General features: G+C 57.8%; 11 protein-coding genes. 6 read left to right on the top strand and 5 right to left on the bottom strand.

Annotated elements, in window-relative coordinates:
- Positions 1-107: 107 nt before the first annotated feature.
- The 3 genes from AABO57_23400 to AABO57_23390 all read right to left on the bottom strand — a co-directional run bounded on the left by AABO57_23400 (position 108) and on the right by AABO57_23390 (position 4,104).
- Positions 108-2,333, bottom strand: coding sequence for a DUF1800 domain-containing protein (locus AABO57_23400; GenBank protein MEK6288675.1), 2,226 nt, complete (start codon positions 2,331-2,333; stop codon positions 108-110).
- A gap of 28 nt (positions 2,334-2,361) precedes the next feature.
- Positions 2,362-3,276 carry an SDR family oxidoreductase gene (locus AABO57_23395; GenBank protein ID MEK6288674.1) on the bottom strand — a complete coding sequence of 305 codons (915 nt, stop codon included), beginning with the start codon at positions 3,274-3,276 and terminating at the stop codon, positions 2,362-2,364.
- A 123-nt stretch (positions 3,277-3,399) separates the two neighbouring features.
- Positions 3,400-4,104, bottom strand: a complete 705-nt coding sequence (locus AABO57_23390) for an ABC transporter ATP-binding protein (protein ID MEK6288673.1) — start codon at positions 4,102-4,104, stop codon at positions 3,400-3,402.
- A 755-nt stretch (positions 4,105-4,859) separates the two neighbouring features.
- Between AABO57_23390 and AABO57_23385 the strand changes: the two genes are divergently transcribed.
- Positions 4,860-7,058: a TonB-dependent receptor gene (locus tag AABO57_23385; GenBank protein MEK6288672.1), complete on the top strand. Its 2,199-nt coding sequence runs from the start codon at positions 4,860-4,862 to the stop codon at positions 7,056-7,058.
- 148 nt (positions 7,059-7,206) lie between these two features.
- Here AABO57_23385 and AABO57_23380 read toward each other — a convergent pair whose 3' ends face one another.
- Positions 7,207-7,611 carry a hypothetical protein gene (locus AABO57_23380; GenBank protein MEK6288671.1) on the bottom strand — a complete coding sequence of 135 codons (405 nt, stop codon included), beginning with the start codon at positions 7,609-7,611 and terminating at the stop codon, positions 7,207-7,209.
- A 39-nt stretch (positions 7,612-7,650) separates the two neighbouring features.
- Positions 7,651-8,529, bottom strand: a complete 879-nt coding sequence (locus tag AABO57_23375) for a metallophosphoesterase (GenBank protein MEK6288670.1) — start codon at positions 8,527-8,529, stop codon at positions 7,651-7,653.
- Between the two features lie 398 nt (positions 8,530-8,927).
- On the opposite strand from AABO57_23375, the gene AABO57_23370 reads away from it, so the two are divergent.
- From AABO57_23370 to AABO57_23350, 5 genes are all read left to right on the top strand, one after another.
- Entirely contained in the window at positions 8,928-9,617 is a 690-nt protein-coding gene (locus tag AABO57_23370; protein MEK6288669.1) for a response regulator transcription factor, read from the top strand.
- Positions 9,610-11,001: an ATP-binding protein gene (locus AABO57_23365; GenBank protein MEK6288668.1), complete on the top strand. Its 1,392-nt coding sequence runs from the start codon at positions 9,610-9,612 to the stop codon at positions 10,999-11,001. The genes AABO57_23370 and AABO57_23365 overlap by 8 nt, the downstream gene beginning before the upstream one ends.
- A 435-nt stretch (positions 11,002-11,436) precedes the next feature.
- Positions 11,437-12,696, top strand: coding sequence for a TolC family protein (locus tag AABO57_23360; protein ID MEK6288667.1), 1,260 nt, complete (start codon positions 11,437-11,439; stop codon positions 12,694-12,696).
- Entirely contained in the window at positions 12,693-13,922 is a 1,230-nt protein-coding gene (locus tag AABO57_23355; protein MEK6288666.1) for an efflux RND transporter periplasmic adaptor subunit, read from the top strand. The genes AABO57_23360 and AABO57_23355 overlap by 4 nt, the downstream gene beginning before the upstream one ends.
- Positions 13,923-14,211: 289 nt before the next feature.
- Entirely contained in the window at positions 14,212-17,298 is a 3,087-nt protein-coding gene (locus AABO57_23350) for an efflux RND transporter permease subunit (protein MEK6288665.1), read from the top strand.
- Positions 17,299-17,321 lie beyond the last annotated feature (23 nt).

The raw sequence follows: 17,321 nt of genomic DNA, 5'->3' as shown, positions 1-17,321 counted from the left end.
TTTTTTTTGGGATTTGTGGTTGGATTATCCCTCCGTTCCGCCCAAAGACCCAACTCTCGCCCAATGAGCGCCAAGCTTTGCGAGTCTTTGCGAGCTTTGCGCGAAACTCACCGTCTTTGAAACTCCGAGGCGCCCATCAGCAAGCCGATCACTTGAGCTATCCGGCGGCGCTCAGTGTTGGCATCGGACGTGGAAGCCGCTTTCACTGGAAGCATCTCGGCTCTCTCTCCGGCGTTCATCGCCGGACGCGCGGCACTTGCCGCAGTAACCGGCGAACCCTGCTCGGCCAGGCCCGCGCGAACTGCGCCCAAGCTTTCCGGCGACAACTCTGTGTGAACGATCAGCGCAGACAATTGATTGGTCAGCTCATTCAAATTCCCAACGGCCTCAGTCGAAACAAGCCGAAGCGGATCATAGTTCGTTCCGTTGATCTGATTGCTCGCCAGCGCCACCGCGTAGTTGATCCTGTTGAAGAACACACCGGTGTTTACCCATTTCGCCGAGGTCTCGCCGTAGCCGGTCGGGAATGCGAACTGATAAAGGGGCTCGCCCATTCTGCGAATCCAATCGTGCAGCGCGGGAGCGCCGTTGGTGTCCCCGTCCAGAGCGCGAATTGCAGACGCGGCCAGTTCGAGCGGCGACTTGATCTTGGCGCGAAACGCAACCGTCGAGTTGAATTCCGGCGAGGTCAAGATTGCGCGAATGACTTCGCGGATGTCGCCGTCGGTTTTCTGAAACACTTGCGAGACGCGTTCGACCAGTTGCGCGGGTGGATCGTCGGAAACAAATCGCTGGCAGAGTCTTTTCGAGATGAAGCGTGCCGTTGAAGGATGCCTCGATAGAATGTCGATCACTCGGCGGCCGTCCGCGATCCCGCCGCCTGCCGGCATCGTGACGCCCAGCACGGTCTTTGCGCCGTCATCGTGCATCCACGGGCGGAACACGAAGCCGCCGCCCTGAAACGGACGATCGATGGTCCAGCCCGTGAAGCAACGCGCGACCTCTTGCACGTCCTTCTGCGTGTAGCCGCCATCGACGCCCAGCGTGTGTAGCTCCATCAGCTCGCGAGCGTAGTTCTCGTTTATGCCTGGCTTGCGTGGGGCTGGTCTGGGAGGAGGAGGCGATTGGGGATTGAGGATTGAGGATTGAGGATCGCTTTCTTTCTTGGCGATCATCGAGGTGTTCTGATCGGGCGCGGGCCCCCCGGCTTCAGGTGGCTTGGGATTGGCCGCAGGAGCGGGTCTTGGCGGCTGCCCGTTTTGAGGCCGGGGCGGTCGCGGCTGTTTGGAATCAGGCGAAGCCGACAGCCAATTGTCCAGGTAGTACAACATCGCCGGGCTCTCGGCAGTCGCAAGCAACAAGTCGCGGAACTTGCCGAGCGCGCGCGGGCGAATCACCTCGCGCTCGTAGCTGGTTACGAACCATTGATCGGCTTCCTTCTGAGCGAATACGTTGAAGTGGTTGAACCAGAAATCCGTCAGCACCTCTTGCAACTGCCGGTTGCTGGACACGGCGCGCACGAGCTTTTGCTGAACAAGCTCGCCGATGACCTGTTGCGGGCGGCCAAAGATCGGCGGCGCGTTCTTGTCGTTCGCGCGCTGCTCCGCCACCTGTGGAGGCGGATAGAACTGATAAAGCTCAGCCGACGTCATTCGCTGGGTCGGCAACACCTCCAATCGTTTCTCGAGGTCGGAATCGTCAATCGTCTCGGGGTGCAACTGCTGTTCGATAAATCGCTCGATGCCGGCTTGCTTAACTCGAGCGACGTCTCCGGGGAGCGGACCGAATGTGATGCGATTGAGCAGGTGAAGCAGCTTCTGGTCTTCAGTCAATCGAGCGGAGCGACCCTTCGCCGTTGGGCTGGGAGTCGAGATCAGTCGTTCGGTGCTTGCGAGCTTGATTGTCCCCGCCTCTATACGGACGCGCGGAAGGACGTTGATCAAGACGAAAGGTGGCCCCATCGGCACCGGCAGTCGCGTGTCGAAGCTTGCAAGCTTACCTTTTTGATCTTCGTCGAGGAGTGTGGTGAGCTCTTCCCGGATCGCCTTCTGTTCCTTATCAATTTCGGTTTGAAGCCCCGGCGCATAAGGGTTCGCCTGCGCGCGGTTGCGAAGATCGAGCAGCTTCGGCGCGTGCTTGACCAGGACCTTTCTCAGCTCTGTGACTTGTTCTTCGTTCAGCTTGAGTCCGTCACGAATCCGATTGACGAACGGCTCGAACGGCTGCGCGGGTGCTTGCGGGGCTTGCCCGGCGGCGCGAGTCGTTGAAATGATTGGCGCAATCAGTACCGCGGCAATGAACAGAGGGAGAAACAGATGAATCTTGAACCGCATAGGGAAGGTACTCCTTTGAGGCGCAATCTTATCTCAAAGCCGGGATGGTCTCAATCGTGGCGCAGACTTTAGTCTGATCTATGGTGCTTGCCCCTCTGGCAAATTGCGCGAAGGATGTGGGTGGCCGGCCGAGAACCGTCTGAATGTCGGGGGAAACCGGCTCGCAGAATCCCTGGCGGACAAGCCTGTATAAGCCGATCAACCGTGTGGCTCGCTCCAGTGAAAGACCCGCAGCTTCGATGGCTTTTCGAGCGGCGTCTTCGCTGATGGGGATGTACTGAATTGTCTTACCTGTCGCGCCGGAGATGGCTCCCGCGATCTCATAGTGATCGAGGGCTTGCGCTCCTGTGAGCGTGTAGGCCTTGCCCACGTGACCTGGCTCGGTCAGCGCCGCGGTGGCTGCCGCCGCAATGTCGCGCACATCGATGTATGAGAGCTTCGCGTCAGCGGCCGGAATATGAAACGCACCAGTCGAGCGAATATCCATCAGCAGCGGGCCCGCGCTGAAGATCTGCATGAAAAAGTTTGGGCGCAGATGTGTGAAGCCAACCCCGGAATCTTCCAGGTACCGCTCGACTTTCCTCAGCGCCATGTCATCGCGAGTTTCGACACCCATCGCCGATAGGTTGACGACGTGACGGACGCGTTGTCGCTTTATCTCGTCGATGACAGGGAAGGCGACGCGGTCTGTGTGGTCGTCTCCCGGCCGCGCAATGAGAAACACTCGATCGACGCCGTCGAGGGCTGGGGCAAAGGTTTCCGGCCGCTCGAAGTCGAATTCGACACACGATACCGGGCCGTCTGATCGAGGCCGCGCCGCCGGTTCTCTGCTTGCCGCTCGCACGCTCTCGCCCTTGCGGCAGAGTAGTCTGACCATCTCGCTGCCTACAGAGCCGGTCGCTCCGATTACCAGAATCTGTCCCGGCATTGTGTCTTCCTTCATCGTTGCGTCGGTCGCATATGCTTGCTCGATCGCGTGAATCCAAACTGGCGGAGCCGCTACTTCACGGACAAGTTTTTCCTTGAAAAGTATTTCATCGAGACTAAGTCATAAGAAGTAGTCAATCTATGCTCCGAGGTAAGCCTCGCGAACACGCTGGTCGTTGAGCAGCTCGCTGCCTGCTCCTTCAAGCACCACGCGGCCGTTCTCGAGCACGTAGGCTCGATCGGCCAGCTTCAAACTCTGCTGGACATTCTGCTCGACCAACAGAACGGTGATGCCTTCACGATTGATCGTCTGGACGATGTCGAACATCTCTCGCACGATGATGGGCGCCAGACCAAGACTTGGTTCGTCCAGTATCAAAAGGCGCGGGCGCGCCATCAGTCCGCGAGCGATGGCCACCATCTGCTGTTCGCCGCCCGAAAGCGTGCCGGCCATCTGACCCTCGCGGTCCCGTATGTTCGGGAACAGTGCGAAGACGCGCTCGAATGAACCCTGGCGCAGCCGGCGAGCTTCGCGGCCGATCGCTCCAAGCTCCAGGTTCTCTCTGACGCTCATCAACGGAAAGAGCCTGCGCCCTTCCGGAACGTGAGCGATGCCGCGCGCGGCGATCACGTGCGAAGGAAGCCGGTCGATGCGCTCGCCGTCAAAAACAACCTGTCCGCCGGAGGCGCGCACCACGCCCGAAATCGTCTTCAGCGTGGTTGTCTTTCCGGCGCCGTTAGCGCCGACCAGCGTTGCAATCTCACCTTCTCGAACCGCGAACGTTACGCCCCACAAAACCTGAACGTCGCCGTAGCCAGCGGTTACGTCTTTCAGTTCGAGCAACGACTTGTCCGTCAAATCAATCTCCTCTTGCGAGGCTTAAACGCCGAGTGACTATAGGGCGTTTGGCGTAACGAGACAAGGCAACCACGCGTATCCGGCCACAAGCGGTTCAGAGTAGCATCGTTGACACCGTAAGCGTCGCGTAGTTAAATTGAAGTCTCGAATCATTCGGAGAGAATTAAGCGTTGAAAAAGCCTGGCAAGCTCAAGAGAAGGTCTAAGGCGCGAGTTATTTCGCTTGCCTTGCTTTGCCTCCTTGCGCACGCATTGTTCGTTTGCGTGACACATCGTCACGACCGCGCGCGCGACCGGGTGGCGCTGGCCACCGTCAGGATTACCGGTGAAGACGGCGACTCGAGCAGCACGCCAACTTCGAGTAATGATTCGAACTGCCTCTCGTGCAGGATTCAACGCAGCTTTCAATCAACTGACCGTCCGCACTCCGTAGTAGTTGTGATACCTCTTCAGGCGTTGGTTCGCGAGATTCTTCTGGCATCGCCGCGTCTGAGCCGCCCCTGCCTTATCCTCTCCAGCCGCGCCCCTCCTCTGACCTGGTGACTCACGATTCATACCGGCCCTAAGCCGCGCGCTCGGCAGGCTCGCATCGGTCGCTGCGAACGAGCTCGGCAGAAGCTCCACGCGCGTAGCGTTGCCAGCAATATGTGCAGCGCTGATTTAGGGCACGGATGTTTGCCGGCTTAACGTTTTGGTTATCGAGCCGGCGTTCGTTCTGCTTCACTAGCAAGGAGACTTCCAATGAAACGACTTATCGTGTTCGCACTAATGTTAGCGTTTTGTGTTAGCAGCCTTTCGGCTTCCGTGCTTGGCGAGGGGGCCGGCGGTACGCTGAAGGGTACGGTTACGCTCGAAACGTCTGGAAAGCCAGTCCACGGCGTGATAGTGAGCATTCTTCAACTAAGGCGTTCCGTCGAAACGAATGACGATGGCGCTTACGAATTTCAGAATGTTCCACCCGGAAGCTACAGTGTTGTTGCTCATCTGGACCGGGTTCCCGATGTCGTGCAGACAGTGCAAGTGGCTGACGGCGCGACCGCCACTGCCGACTTCCAGATGCGGCTTCGAGTCGTCGGCGAACAGATTACCGTTAGCGCGAGCGGCGGAGAAGAGACATCGTTCAACTCCATTCAGTCGGTCACATCGCTTACCTCCGTCGAGATTTTAGAGAAGAACACTCAATCGCTGGGCGACGTGCTCGATCACGAGCTCGGTGTCGCAAAGCGCACGTTTGGACCCGGAACCTCGCGTCCCGTAGTCCGAGGTTTTGACGGCGACCGTGTCCTTGTGCTGCAGGATGGGAATCGGATCGGCTCGCTTGGGTTTCAGTCGGGAGATCACGGCGAACCAATCGATCTTCTGAACCTCGAGAAGCTCGAAGTGGTCAAGGGGCCGGCGACGCTGCTATACGGCAGCAGCGCAATTGGCGGCGTGGTTAACGCGATAACCGGACACCAACATGCTCACGAAGGCTTGCGAGGCTCTTTTTCTGCCCTTGGCAGCACTAACAACTGGCAGGGCGGCGGGGGCGGCGGCCTCGAGTACGGCACCAAGAACTGGCTCTTCTGGGGCAGCGGAAGCGGTCAGCGCGCGGGCGACTACGACACGCCTATCGGAAGGATTCCTAACTCCTACACCAGGGAAGGGGCGGGTTCAGGCGGCTTCGGTTACTACCCCGGAAAACAGTTTTTCAGCTTTGACTACACCTTTGACCGAAAGCGCTATGGCATTCCGTTCGACCCATCAGAGGAAAATCCCGAAATAGTTCTTCTCAACCCGCGACGCCATAGCATTCGTTTCAACGGCGGTCTCCGCGACCTGGATTCGTTCATCAACACTGCTCAGCTCTCGCTTCAATACAATGACTACATGCACCAGGAAATCGGGGCGATCGAAAACGTCGTGAACACTGAGTTCAAGAACAAGTCGTTCAGCTATCGAGGCGTGTTCGAAGAGCGAAAGACAGGCAGGTGGTCTGGAAGCTTCGGGTTCTGGGGATTGCATCGGGATTACACTTCGGTGGGCGAAGAATCGCTGGGTCCTCCCACAAAGCAGAATGCTTTCTCACTCTTTGGTCTTCAGAAGGTGGACTTCGAGCGAGTGTCGTTTCAATTTGGCGGGCGATTCGAACACAACGCCTATGAACCCGACCAGATCCTCGAACGGCCGACACCCAACCGCTCATTCAACGGATTCTCGGGCGCAGTCGGAATGCGCGTTCCAACCTGGAAAGGAGGAGCGTTCGTCGTCAACTACAGCCACTCCTATCGCGCGCCGGCGCTCGAAGAGCTTTATAACCTCGGCCCACACCCGGGCAACGCGACTTTTGAAGTAGGGGATCCTAACCTGAAGCGTGAGCGGGGCGATGGGATCGATCTTTCGTTGAGGCATTCCACCAGCAGGCTTCGAGCCGAGCTGAACTACTTCTATTACCACCTGAGAGACTTTATCTTTCTGGCGCCAACCGGAGAGGAAGACGACGGTCTGATCGTAGCCAACTATGACCAGGGAAAGGCTCGATACACGGGTGTCGAGGCAAGGCTGGACGCAGGGTTACATCGCAACATCTGGCTGCTCTCGGAAGTTGACTACGTCAACGCAAAGCTGACTGACACGAACACCCCTCTTCCTCGCATACCGCCGCTGCGCGGCCGCGCCGGCCTGGAGTTCACATACAAGGATTTCAGATTCAATCCCGAGGCTGTGATGTCAAAGGACCAGGATCGACTGTTTCCCACAGAGACACGAACCGGTGGCTATACAGTGTTCAACGTGAATGCGTCGTACACGTTCGCTCAGCAGCATCTCGCTCAGACGATCTCGGTGAGCGGCTTCAACCTGGGTGATCGGCTCTACCGGAACCATCTGTCGTTCATCAAGGAGTTCGCCCCGGAAATCGGACGCGGCGTGAGGCTCACTTACACGCTGAGGTTTTTCTAGTCGCCTTGCCGTGGATTCATCCGAGCCGCGATGCGCCAACTTGCATCGCGGCTCGGATCGTTAAGATCACCGAACGTTGTTCGAGGGTTTCAGACTTGCTGCCTATCCGCACCAAGCAAGCGAATACGTTTGCGATAACCTTGCTGGATCACTGATCCTTGCGAGTATACTTCAAGGCTCTCTTGCCAGCCTTGCTGGTTGTGAAGGTGGCCACCTCATTCCCATCGACAATCAGCTTGAAGGTCGCTAGCGCAGGAAGGTTCTCTACAGCGACTTCGCTCTCCTGCTTGGTGGCGGTTCCCGATTTTTCGATCTCGATTTCCGCAAGACCCTTTGCCTTTGTGGCTGCGTTTTTGCTCGACAAGGGCGCCGCGTAGTTTGAGAAAGTGCCGCTCAAAACAACCTGACCGGCATCATCTCGAATCTCGACGAGCTTCGCCTCGGTGAGATTTATCCCTGCGGGCAGGGCATCCTTGATCCGGCCGGAATTGTTCTTAACCTGGGCCGCGCCGACAGCGGCTAATAGAAGAACCGGTACAACCAAAATCTTCAAGTTTGTCCTCATGATTCCCCTTTGGTTCGTATTTGTGCTTTAAGCTTGTTTGACCAAGCCGTTATCAACTACGACTCCAGCTTCGCTGATTGCCTGAAAGCTTACCTGGTTGTCGTCGATCTCGATCACCATAAAGTGGTTGTCGTCGTCAAAGCTCGCGGCGGTGATGCCGCTTCCCCGATCGACGTCACCACGCCGGACTTTCCCGCCCGCGCCCGAGACGAAATATTGGATGCCTTGCTGCGGTTTGGTCCGTTCGTAGATGTGATCGTGCCCGGAGAAGCCAACGTTGACGCGGTAACGTGTAAACAACGGCTCGAGTCGCTTCCTCAACCCGGTGGCTGATCCGTGCTGCTTACCGGATGAATAAATCGGATGATGGAAGACGGCGATCTTCCATTTGGCCTTCGAAGCACTCAGTGAGCTTTCCAGCCAGGTCGTCTGGGTTAAGCCAAAATCTGTGGAGTCGAGCATGAAGAACTCGGCCAACCCGTTTCCTCTCTCGATCTTGTAGTAGTTCTGGCCGCCCATGTTGAACAAGGGGTACTGGCACTGGTCCTGACGTCCCGCGTCGACGTCGTGATTGCCGAGCACAGTGTAGAAGTTGACGCGATCTTTGAGCAGGTTGGCAAACGGCTGTTCAAAATTCCGATCGAAGTACTTCCCACTGCCGTTTGGGTAAACATTGTCCCCCGCGGAAATGACGAAATCGAACCGCGTACGCTGGTGAGAAGCAAACATTTGCCTTGCGATCCCGATCTGATGTTTATCGCCCGTGCCCCAGTCTCCGATGACGGCAAATCTTACCTTGTCATCTACCGGCGAACAGAAGGCCGCGGACGGCTTGATTAACGCCCCCGCGGAAATCGTTGCTATTGAAAGTATCGCCTGCCGGCGAGTGATTTTGTTTTGGTTCATTCACACATCCTTTGTTGGCGCAAGATCGTCTGACGACGGCCCTTCAGATGCCCCCGCGTTGCTAGCTTCGAACGAATCTCGGCCACGCTCTGTGAGTTTGGCCGGCGATGCGATTCTAAGTTGGAAGAAACCTGAGAGATTCGATTACCTGACTGCGCTCAGCATCCTGAATTCACTATCACGCGAAATACATCGCCTCCAAGTGATTCAGCGGCTGCCTGCCTTTCGAGGTCAATGCTGGTAGATCAGTATTCTAGCCGACTGATGATGAACAGAACATTAATGCCCCAAGAATCGGTCGGACCTGGCCGTGCTTGCCTGCGAGTTCATCCTCCTCTAATTTGTTTGTAGGTAGGATAGGGTCGGACTCTAGTGTGGACGGAATTGGATCCAAGCGGGTGAGACTATTACTTGTAGAGGATGAGCCGCGAGTGGCGCGCTTTATTGCGAAGGGCGCGCGTGAGCAGGGCTATGCCGTCGACATTGCCGGCGACGGCGAGGAGGCGCTGTATAAGGCGAGCATCACCGAATACGATTTGATCATCCTCGACGTAATGCTTCCGCTTAAGGATGGCTTCCAGGTTTGCAAAGAATTGCGCGCTCAAGGTAACAAACGGCCTGTGCTGATTTTGACCGCCCGCGATGCGATTGACGATCGCGTGACAGGTCTGGATTGCGGAGCAGATGACTACTTGAGCAAGCCGTTTGATTTTAAGGAACTCCTGGCGCGAATTCGCGCGCTTCTCAGAAGAGCGCAGGAGATTAGACCGGAGACTCTTCAAGTCGCCGACCTGACAGTCAACACCGCAAGTCACACAGTGACTCGCGCCGGGCGCGCGATAAGCCTGACCGCGAAGGAATACTCATTGTTGGAGTTTTTTGTGCTTAGAGTGGGCAAGCTGGTCGGGCGGGCCGAGATAGCAGGCCACGTATGGGACGAGAACTTCGATGCGTTTTCGAATGTCATCGATGTGTACGTTGGGCGGCTTCGAAAAAAAATAGACGAGGGTTTCAGCAAGCCGCTGATCCACACCCGGCGCGGTGAGGGTTATTTCTTCTCGCCCGATCTGGAGAGCGAAAATGGTTAAGAGCGTCCGAGTTCGTCTGACATTGTGGTATGTGCTGCTCTTCGGATTGCTGCTTCTGTGCTTCAGCGCATACGTCTACCTGGTGTTATCTCAAACCCTGTATGAACGGCTCGACCAATCGCTGTTGCGTGCCGCGCAGGCAGTCGCCGGCGAGTTTCGCAGCGAGGAGGCGGAGAGTGAAGAAGGCGCCTCCTCGGGCGCCGCGCAGGCTTTGACTGAACTCCGTCTGCCGGGGATCTATGTCGCGATATTTGATGGCGAGCAGCTCCTCGCGTCGAGCTTTGACGGAGATCAGCAGATCGCTCTTCCGAAGGACCTTTTGTCTCCCGCGGCGACGGGCGGCCATCCCACGTTTCGGACCGTTCAAGGCTTCGGCGAAGAGGGCGCACGAGTAGCCGCGATCTCCGCGCGCGCGAGGGGCAAGGACTATCTTGTGGTGACAGCCGAACCGTTGCATGACCTGGTCGAGCAGCTTGAATCGATCAGGCGAATCTTTTACCTCGCCTTTCCCGCAAGCTTACTCGTGGCGGGAATCGGCGGATTCTTACTCGCGAAAAAGAGCCTCGCCCCGGTCGTGGCAATGTCCAATCAAGCCGAGCGCATCAGCGCCAGAAATCTACACGAACGTTTGAGCGTCGGTAATAAGAGCGACGAGCTTGGGCATCTGGCGCGCGTGTTCAACGATTTGCTTGCAAGACTCGACCGTTCGTTCGAGAGCATGCGCGAGTTTATCGCCGACGCCTCTCACGAGCTTCGCACGCCGCTGTCGATAATAAGAGGCGAAGCCGATGTCGCACTATCCCAGGACAGGGATGCGATCGAGTACAAAGAGGCGTTGGCGATTGTTCAAGACGAGTCAAAGAGGCTATCGCGCATAGTTGACGACTTGCTGGCGCTGGCTCGCGCAGACGCTGAAGAACGACCGTTGGAGATCGAAGAGTTCTATTTGAATGACCTGGTAGAAGAATGCTGCAAATCTGCAAGTGTTTTGGCTGTGCGCGATGGGGTATCCTTGACGTTCGATCCCACACCGGACATCGCTTTTCGTGGTGATGAAGTCTTGGTGAGGCGGATGCTTCTGAACCTGCTCGACAACGCCATCAAGTACACTCCCTCGGGCGGCTCTATTTCAGTCAGGCTCGGCGTTGAAGCGGCAAATGTAAAGATCATCGTTTCGGATACCGGAATAGGCATTCCTGCCGATTCGGCTCCACACATTTTTGAGAGATTCTATCGTGTTGATAAGGCGCGTTCGCGTGTAGATGGCGGAAGCGGACTCGGCCTTGCCATTGCAAGATGGGTTGCGGAGGCGCATAAGGGGTCCATCGATTTGACCAGCCGCCCCGGCCACGGCAGCAAGTTCACCGTGTCGTTGCCGAGATAGCCTCGGAGCGCCAGCCTGGGAGCGCAGGCATCCTTGCCTGCTCTTCGGGGTTCGTGGTTCCGGGTTTATCATTCGGGGTTTCGGGTTTCGGGTTTTCGATTGATGGTTGCTGTTGTCTGGTTTCTGTCGAGTCTCGTAACCACAAACCAGAAACCAGAAACCAGAAACCAGGAACCAGGAACCAGGAACCTCCAGCTTTGGCTGCAATTAATCTTCTGTTCATCTTCGGATCAATAGAATCGTTTCCCTGACGGCTTTCACGTGGACCACAGAACAACCCTCAATTCGCGCGCAGGGTAAGGGGACCCTAATTTGACGAAGCTTATCGTTGTAACATCGGCCTTCCTGATTCTTGTTCTTGCCGGTTGCTCCAGCCGATCTTCAAAAGTCACAACCCAGGTGTCGAAAGGGATTGAAGATCGAACCGGACACGGCTTGAATCCAAACTCTCAGTCTTCGGCATTCGCGGTTCCACCGGGAGTAATACTCGCCGACGGACTTTCGGAGGATGAGGCGGTTGCCGTCGCCCTGTGGAACAACGCGGCCTTTCAAGCCGACCTGACCTCTCTTGGGTTCGCGCGCGCGGATCTGGTCGAAGCAGGTCAACTGCGCAATCCGATGTTGACGCTGTTGCTGCCGTGGGGGCCCAAGCAGCTCGAGTTCACCGCAAACCTGCCGCTCGAGGTTTTCTGGCAAAGACCGCGCCGGGTCGCCGCCGCGAAAGTCGAGGTCGAGCGCGTAGCCGAAAGCCTCGTTCAGACAGGGCTCAACCTGGTGCGCGATGTAAGAGTCGCCTATGCTGATTCGGCCCTCGCAAATGATCGAACGCGCATCGCAGCCGACTCGCATCGTCAGCGAACTGAGATTGCTCAGATCGTCCAGGCCAGGCTTCGCGCCGGGGACATAAGCGAGCTCGAAACCAGCAGTGCTGGTCTCGACGCAAGACAAGCCGAGGAACAGGCGGCGCGATCAAGCAACGAGGCGAAGATTGCAAAAGACAGGCTCCGTTTTCTGCTCGGCATGGTGGCCGGCGACGCCTCGTTCGACATTGTTGCTTCCACGCAACCTTCCACGTCACCGGCCGGCGGAAATCCGAGCGTAATCGCCGCGGGCCCGGCTTCTTCAACTCGGCAACGCAACGATCAAGAGGTGAACGACCTGATAAAGCAGGCGCTTGCCGCGCGTCCGGACTTGCGGGCCGCGGAGCTCGCCATTGAAGCCGCGGGCAAGCGCGCGAAATGGGAACGCTCGAAGATTTTTTCCATATCGGCGATTCTCGATGCCAATGCTAAAGGGTCGAAGGGCTTCGAAGCCGGACCCGGCGTGCAGGTTGAGCTTCCGTTCCTCAACCGCAACAAGGGTGGGATCACGCGGGCTGAGGCTGAGATCGAGCGCGCGGCGCGCCAATACGTAGCCGTGCGCGACCGGATTGCCCTCGAAGTGCAAGAAGCCTATACCCAGCTTCAAGCAGCGCGGCAGGCACTCGACTCGTGGCGCGGCCGGATCTTGCCGGTAATCGAAGAAGACATTCGCATATCAGAAAAAGCTTATGCTGCTGGGGACGTGGCCTATCTCTTCGTCCTTGAAACGTCACGCCGGCTTTACGACGCCCGCTTGCAAGAGGCAGAAGCGAGCGCCGCCATTCAGCGCGCAACGGCCCAGTTACAGAGGGCCGTAGGAAGGAAAACCAATTGAAAATCTCCGACGGCGCACTCTCACTTTACTTCAGTGGAGTTCGCTTTGACCTGCGAGTTGCCGGCCTCGTCATATTGATGAGCGCGGCAGGCTGCACCACACAGAAGGCCGCCGAAGCTCAGAAGCCCGCGACTCCAGCGAAGGTTGAAAACGCCGTCAAAGAGGGCGATCTGGCTACGGTTACGCTCACCGCCGAAGCCGAAGCTCGATTGGGGATTAGCACCGCGCCGGTTGAAGTCACCAGCGCAACACGAGAGCGCACCTTTGGCGGTGAGGTGGTGCTGCCTCCTGACAGTACCCGAATCGTGTCGGCTCCGGTCGCAGGCACCATCCTCGCCGGAGCTTTGGGCGCCGCGCCTGACGCCGGTATGACGGTGCAGAAGGGCATGGCAGTGTTTCGTTTGTTACCGATGCTTCCACCTGAGCGCGATGCGCGTTCGCAGGCCGAGAAAGAACTGACCGATGCCCAAACTCGGGTCGATGCCGCAAAAGTAAAGCTCGATCGCGCCGAGCAACTCCTGCGCGATAAAGCAGGAAGCGTCAAGCAGGTTGAACAGGCGCGAGAGGATCTCGCGCTCGCCGAACACGCACTCAAGGCGGCGCGAGAAAAGCTGGCACGCGTAATCCGCACACCGATGGATGCGGACATCTCGATTCCGGTTATCGCACCGGAAGACGGGATGATTCAAAAGGTGCACGCGGGCACGGGCCAGAAGGTCGCGAGCTCAGCGCCGTTGTTTGAGATAGCAAGCCTGGCTTCAATCTGGGTTCGCGTTCCGGTCTATGTCGGAGACCTCGGGTCCATCGACCGGCGACAGGCAGCGAAGATCCATAATCTTGGCGACTCGCCGGGCTCGCCGATACTTTCGGCAAGGCCAATCGCCGCGCCTCCCACCGCTAACCCGAATGCCTCGACGATTGATCTTTACTACAAGCTGTCGTCGCTTGGCCCCTATCGCCCGGGTCAGAGAGTCGGCGTTACTCTGACGCTGGTGGGCGCAGAACAAAGTCTGGCCGTACCGTATTCGGCGGTCATACGTGATGTTCACGGCGGAGAATGGGTTTATGAAAACATCGCGCCGCAACAGTACGTGCGCCGGCGCGTCGAGGTGCGCTATGTCACAGGCTCGTTGGCAGTCCTGGCTCACGGCCCAGCAGCGGGAACCAAGGTCGTTGTAGCTGGCGCGGCGGAGCTGTTCAGCACGGAGTTCAGCGGGGGCAAATGAACCCCGGTTCGGGGTTCCGGGTTCAGGGTTCAGGGTTCAGGGTTCGTGGTTCAGGGTTCAGGGTTCAGGGTTCAGGGTTCGTGGTTCAGGGTTCGTGGTTCAGGGTTCGTGGTTCGTGGTTCGTGGTTCGTGGTTCAGGGTTCAGGGTTTCTGGTTTGTGGTTACGAGACTCAATAGAACCGGAGAACAGCAACCATCAAATCGAAACCCTGAACCCTGAACCCTGAACCCTGAACCCTGAACCCTGAACCCTGAACCACGAACCCTGAACCCTGAACCGTTTTTTATGATGAACTGGATCGTATCTACTTCGCTTCACCTGCGCATCGTTGTCGTAGCTCTTGCTGTTGTCTTGATGATTGTCGGGATACAGATAGTGCGCACAACGCCTCTGGATGTGTTCCCGGAATTTGCGCCTCCCGTAGTCGAGATACAAACAGAAGCGCCGGGTCTGTCCACCGCCGAAGTTGAAAGCCTCGTCTCCGCGCCGATTGAAAACTCGCTGAACGGCATAATGTCGCTAAAGACGTTACGCTCGAAATCCGTGCTTGGGCTCTCATCCGTTGTTCTCATTTTTCAGGAAGGCACGGACCTGATGCGCGCCCGGCAGCTTGTCCAGGAGCGCCTCTCAATCGTCGCCGCGCAACTGCCGGCGGTCGCGCGCCCGCCAGTGATTCTCTCGCCGCTTTCATCAACCAGCCGCGTGATGAAGATTGGCATGTCGTCGGCGTCGCTGTCGCAGATGGAGCTTACGACGCTTGCGCGATGGACGATTCGACCTCGACTGATGGCGATACCTGGTGTGGCCAATGTGGCGATCTGGGGCCAGCGAGACCGGCAGATTCAGGTGCTGGTTGACCCAGACAATCTGCGCGCCCACAACGTGACGCTCGATGATGTGGTGCGAACGACGCGCGATGCTGTTTCTCCGGGCGCCGGCGGATTCATTGACACGCCCAACCAACGCTTTTCCATCACCCACCTCTCGGCGGTCGTTCGCGCGGAGGATCTCGCGAGAATTCCAGTGGCCTTCCGCGACGGGTCGCCGCTTCAGCTAGGCAACGTGGCCACTGTTGTCGAAGGCTTTCCTGCGCCGATTGGCGATGCGGTCATCAACGACGGGCCGGGATTGCTGTTGATAGTTGAGAAGCAGCCGCAGGGTAACACGCTCGATGTCACCCGCAACGTCGAGAGTGCGTTGGATGCGCTCAGACCGGGCTTAAAGGATGTCGAGGTGGACTCGACGATCTTTCGACCCGCGACCTTCATCGAGTTGGCGCTTAAGAATTTGAACCGCGCGCTGATGATCGGCTGCGTGCTGGTGGTGATAGTTCTCGTAGCGTTCCTGTACGACTGGCGAACTGCTCTCATCAGCCTGACGGCGATCCCGCTGTCGTTGCTCGCGGCAACGCTGATCCTGCACTACCGGGGCTACACGATCAACACCATGGTCATAGCAGGTCTGGTCATCGCGCTGGGCGAAGTGGTTGACGACGCGATCATAGATGTCGAGAACATCATGCGTCGATTGCGGCTCAACCGCTCAGCCGTGAATCCGGAGACTGCTTTTCAGGTTGTGCTGAAGGCCTCAATCGAAGTTAGGAGCGCAATTGTTTACGCAACTTTGATTGTGGTACTCGTGTTCCTCCCGGTCTTCTTTCTGGATGGACTGGCAGGGTCGTTTTTCCGCCCGCTTGCGGTTTCATATGTCCTGGCTGTGATGGCCTCTTTGGCCATAGCGCTCACATTGACTCCCGCGCTCTCTTTGTTGCTGCTGCCCCGCGCTGCAAAGGCCGATCACAAAGACCCGCCGGTCGCCCGCCTGCTTAAGCGGTATTACAAAAGCTTTCTGCCGCGTATGGTGGGCCGACCGCGATGGGCTGCGGTGGTGCTGGTGGTCGTCTTCGGTCTCACGGCAGTGACGGTCCCTTTTCTTGGCGAAGAGTTCCTGCCCGACTTCAAAGAGACCGACTTTCTGATGCACTGGGTCGGAAAGCCAGGGACCTCGCTCGAAGCCATGCAGCGGATCACCGTTCAGGTGAGCAAAGAGCTTCGGGCCATTCCCGGAGTGAGGAATTTCGGCTCGCACATTGGGCGCGCAGAGGTTGCCGACGAAGTGGTCGGCCCGAACTTCGCCGAGCTCTGGATAAGCATCGACCCCGATTCGCCATACGAGCCGACGGTCGCGCGGATTCAAGGAGTAGTCGAAGGCTATCCTGGTCTTCAACGTGACGTGCTTACTTATCTGAAGGAACGGATCAAAGAGGTGCTGACCGGGGCGGGGGCGACGATTGTCGTGCGCATCTACGGGCCTGGACTGGGAGTACTGCGCGAAAAAGCAGCCGAAGTCGGTAGGACCATGAGCGAGATTCAAGGCGTCACCAATTTGAAAGTCGAGCCCCAGGTCCTTGTGCCGCAACTCGAGATCAGATTGCGTCCTGACGCGGCGCTTCGATCCGGTTTAACGCCGGGCGATGTTCGGCGGGCGGCAACCACCCTGGTTAAGAGCACCAAGGTGGGCGAGGTCTACGAGGAGCAGAAGATCTTCGATGTCGTCGTATGGGGCGCCGCTCAGGTAAGGGGCAACATTGAGGCGCTGCGCCAGATGAGGATCAATCTGCCGTCGGGCGGGGATGTGCCGCTGGACGAGGTAGCCGAGATCCGCATTGCGCCGTCCCCGAATGTTATCCAGCGCGAGGGCGCTTCACGGCGCATAGATGTGAGTTGCGACGTGAAAGGGCGCGACCTGGGAAGCGTCGCGCGCGAGATCGAGGCCAAGGTCAAAGCTCTCTCTTTTGACCGCGAGTATCATCCTGAGTTCCTCGGCGAATATGCTGCCCGGCAGGAATCGAGGAACCGGCTCCTGGCTCTTTCGGGTCTTTCGCTTCTCGGTATACTCCTGCTGCTGCACGCCGACTTTCGCTCGCCCCGTTTGGTTGGGCTCGTGTTTGTGAGCCTTCCTTTTGCTTTAGTCGGAGGCGTGATTGCGACGCTGCTCACCGGCGGAGTGCTTTCTTTGGGTTCGCTTGTCGGGTTTGTGACCGTGCTCGGGATAGCTGCGCGCAACGGCATCATGCTGGTAAGCCATTATCGGCACCTTGAATTTGAAGAGGGTGAGACGTTCGGCAGAGAGCTTGTCATGCGCGGCTCGGAGGAGCGGCTCGCTCCGATCCTGATGACCGCGCTCGCTACGGGACTTGCGCTTTTGCCGATCGTCGTTGGCGGAAACCGCCCGGGTCACGAGATTGAGCACCCGATGGCGGTAGTCATACTGGGGGGCCTGGTGACCTCGACGCTGCTGAATTTGTTTTTGATGCCGGCGCTCTACCTTCGCTACGGCGCTCGGCGAAAGGCACATGTCGAAAAGAGCGATTGATGAGCCTGGGAGCGCAGGCAGGG

The organism is Acidobacteriota bacterium (genome assembly GCA_038040445.1).
GTDB classification, from domain to species: Bacteria; Acidobacteriota; Blastocatellia; order UBA7656; family UBA7656; genus Onstottus_A; species Onstottus_A frigus.
This window is presented reverse-complemented; position numbering and strand designations above follow the sequence as displayed.

What these genes read in the sequence shown, in the direction of transcription:
- AABO57_23400 (MEK6288675.1), bottom strand. Translation starts at nt 2,333, where the DNA reads ATGCGGTTCAAGATTCATCTGTTTCTCCCTCTGTTCATTGCCGCGGTA.
- AABO57_23395 (MEK6288674.1), bottom strand. Translation starts at nt 3,276, where the DNA reads ATGAAGGAAGACACAATGCCGGGACAGATTCTGGTAATCGGAGCGACC.
- AABO57_23385 (MEK6288672.1), top strand. Translation starts at nt 4,860, where the DNA reads ATGAAACGACTTATCGTGTTCGCACTAATGTTAGCGTTTTGTGTTAGC.
- AABO57_23375 (MEK6288670.1), bottom strand. Translation starts at nt 8,529, where the DNA reads ATGAACCAAAACAAAATCACTCGCCGGCAGGCGATACTTTCAATAGCA.
- AABO57_23365 (MEK6288668.1), top strand. Translation starts at nt 9,610, where the DNA reads ATGGTTAAGAGCGTCCGAGTTCGTCTGACATTGTGGTATGTGCTGCTC.
- AABO57_23350 (MEK6288665.1), top strand. Translation starts at nt 14,212, where the DNA reads ATGAACTGGATCGTATCTACTTCGCTTCACCTGCGCATCGTTGTCGTA.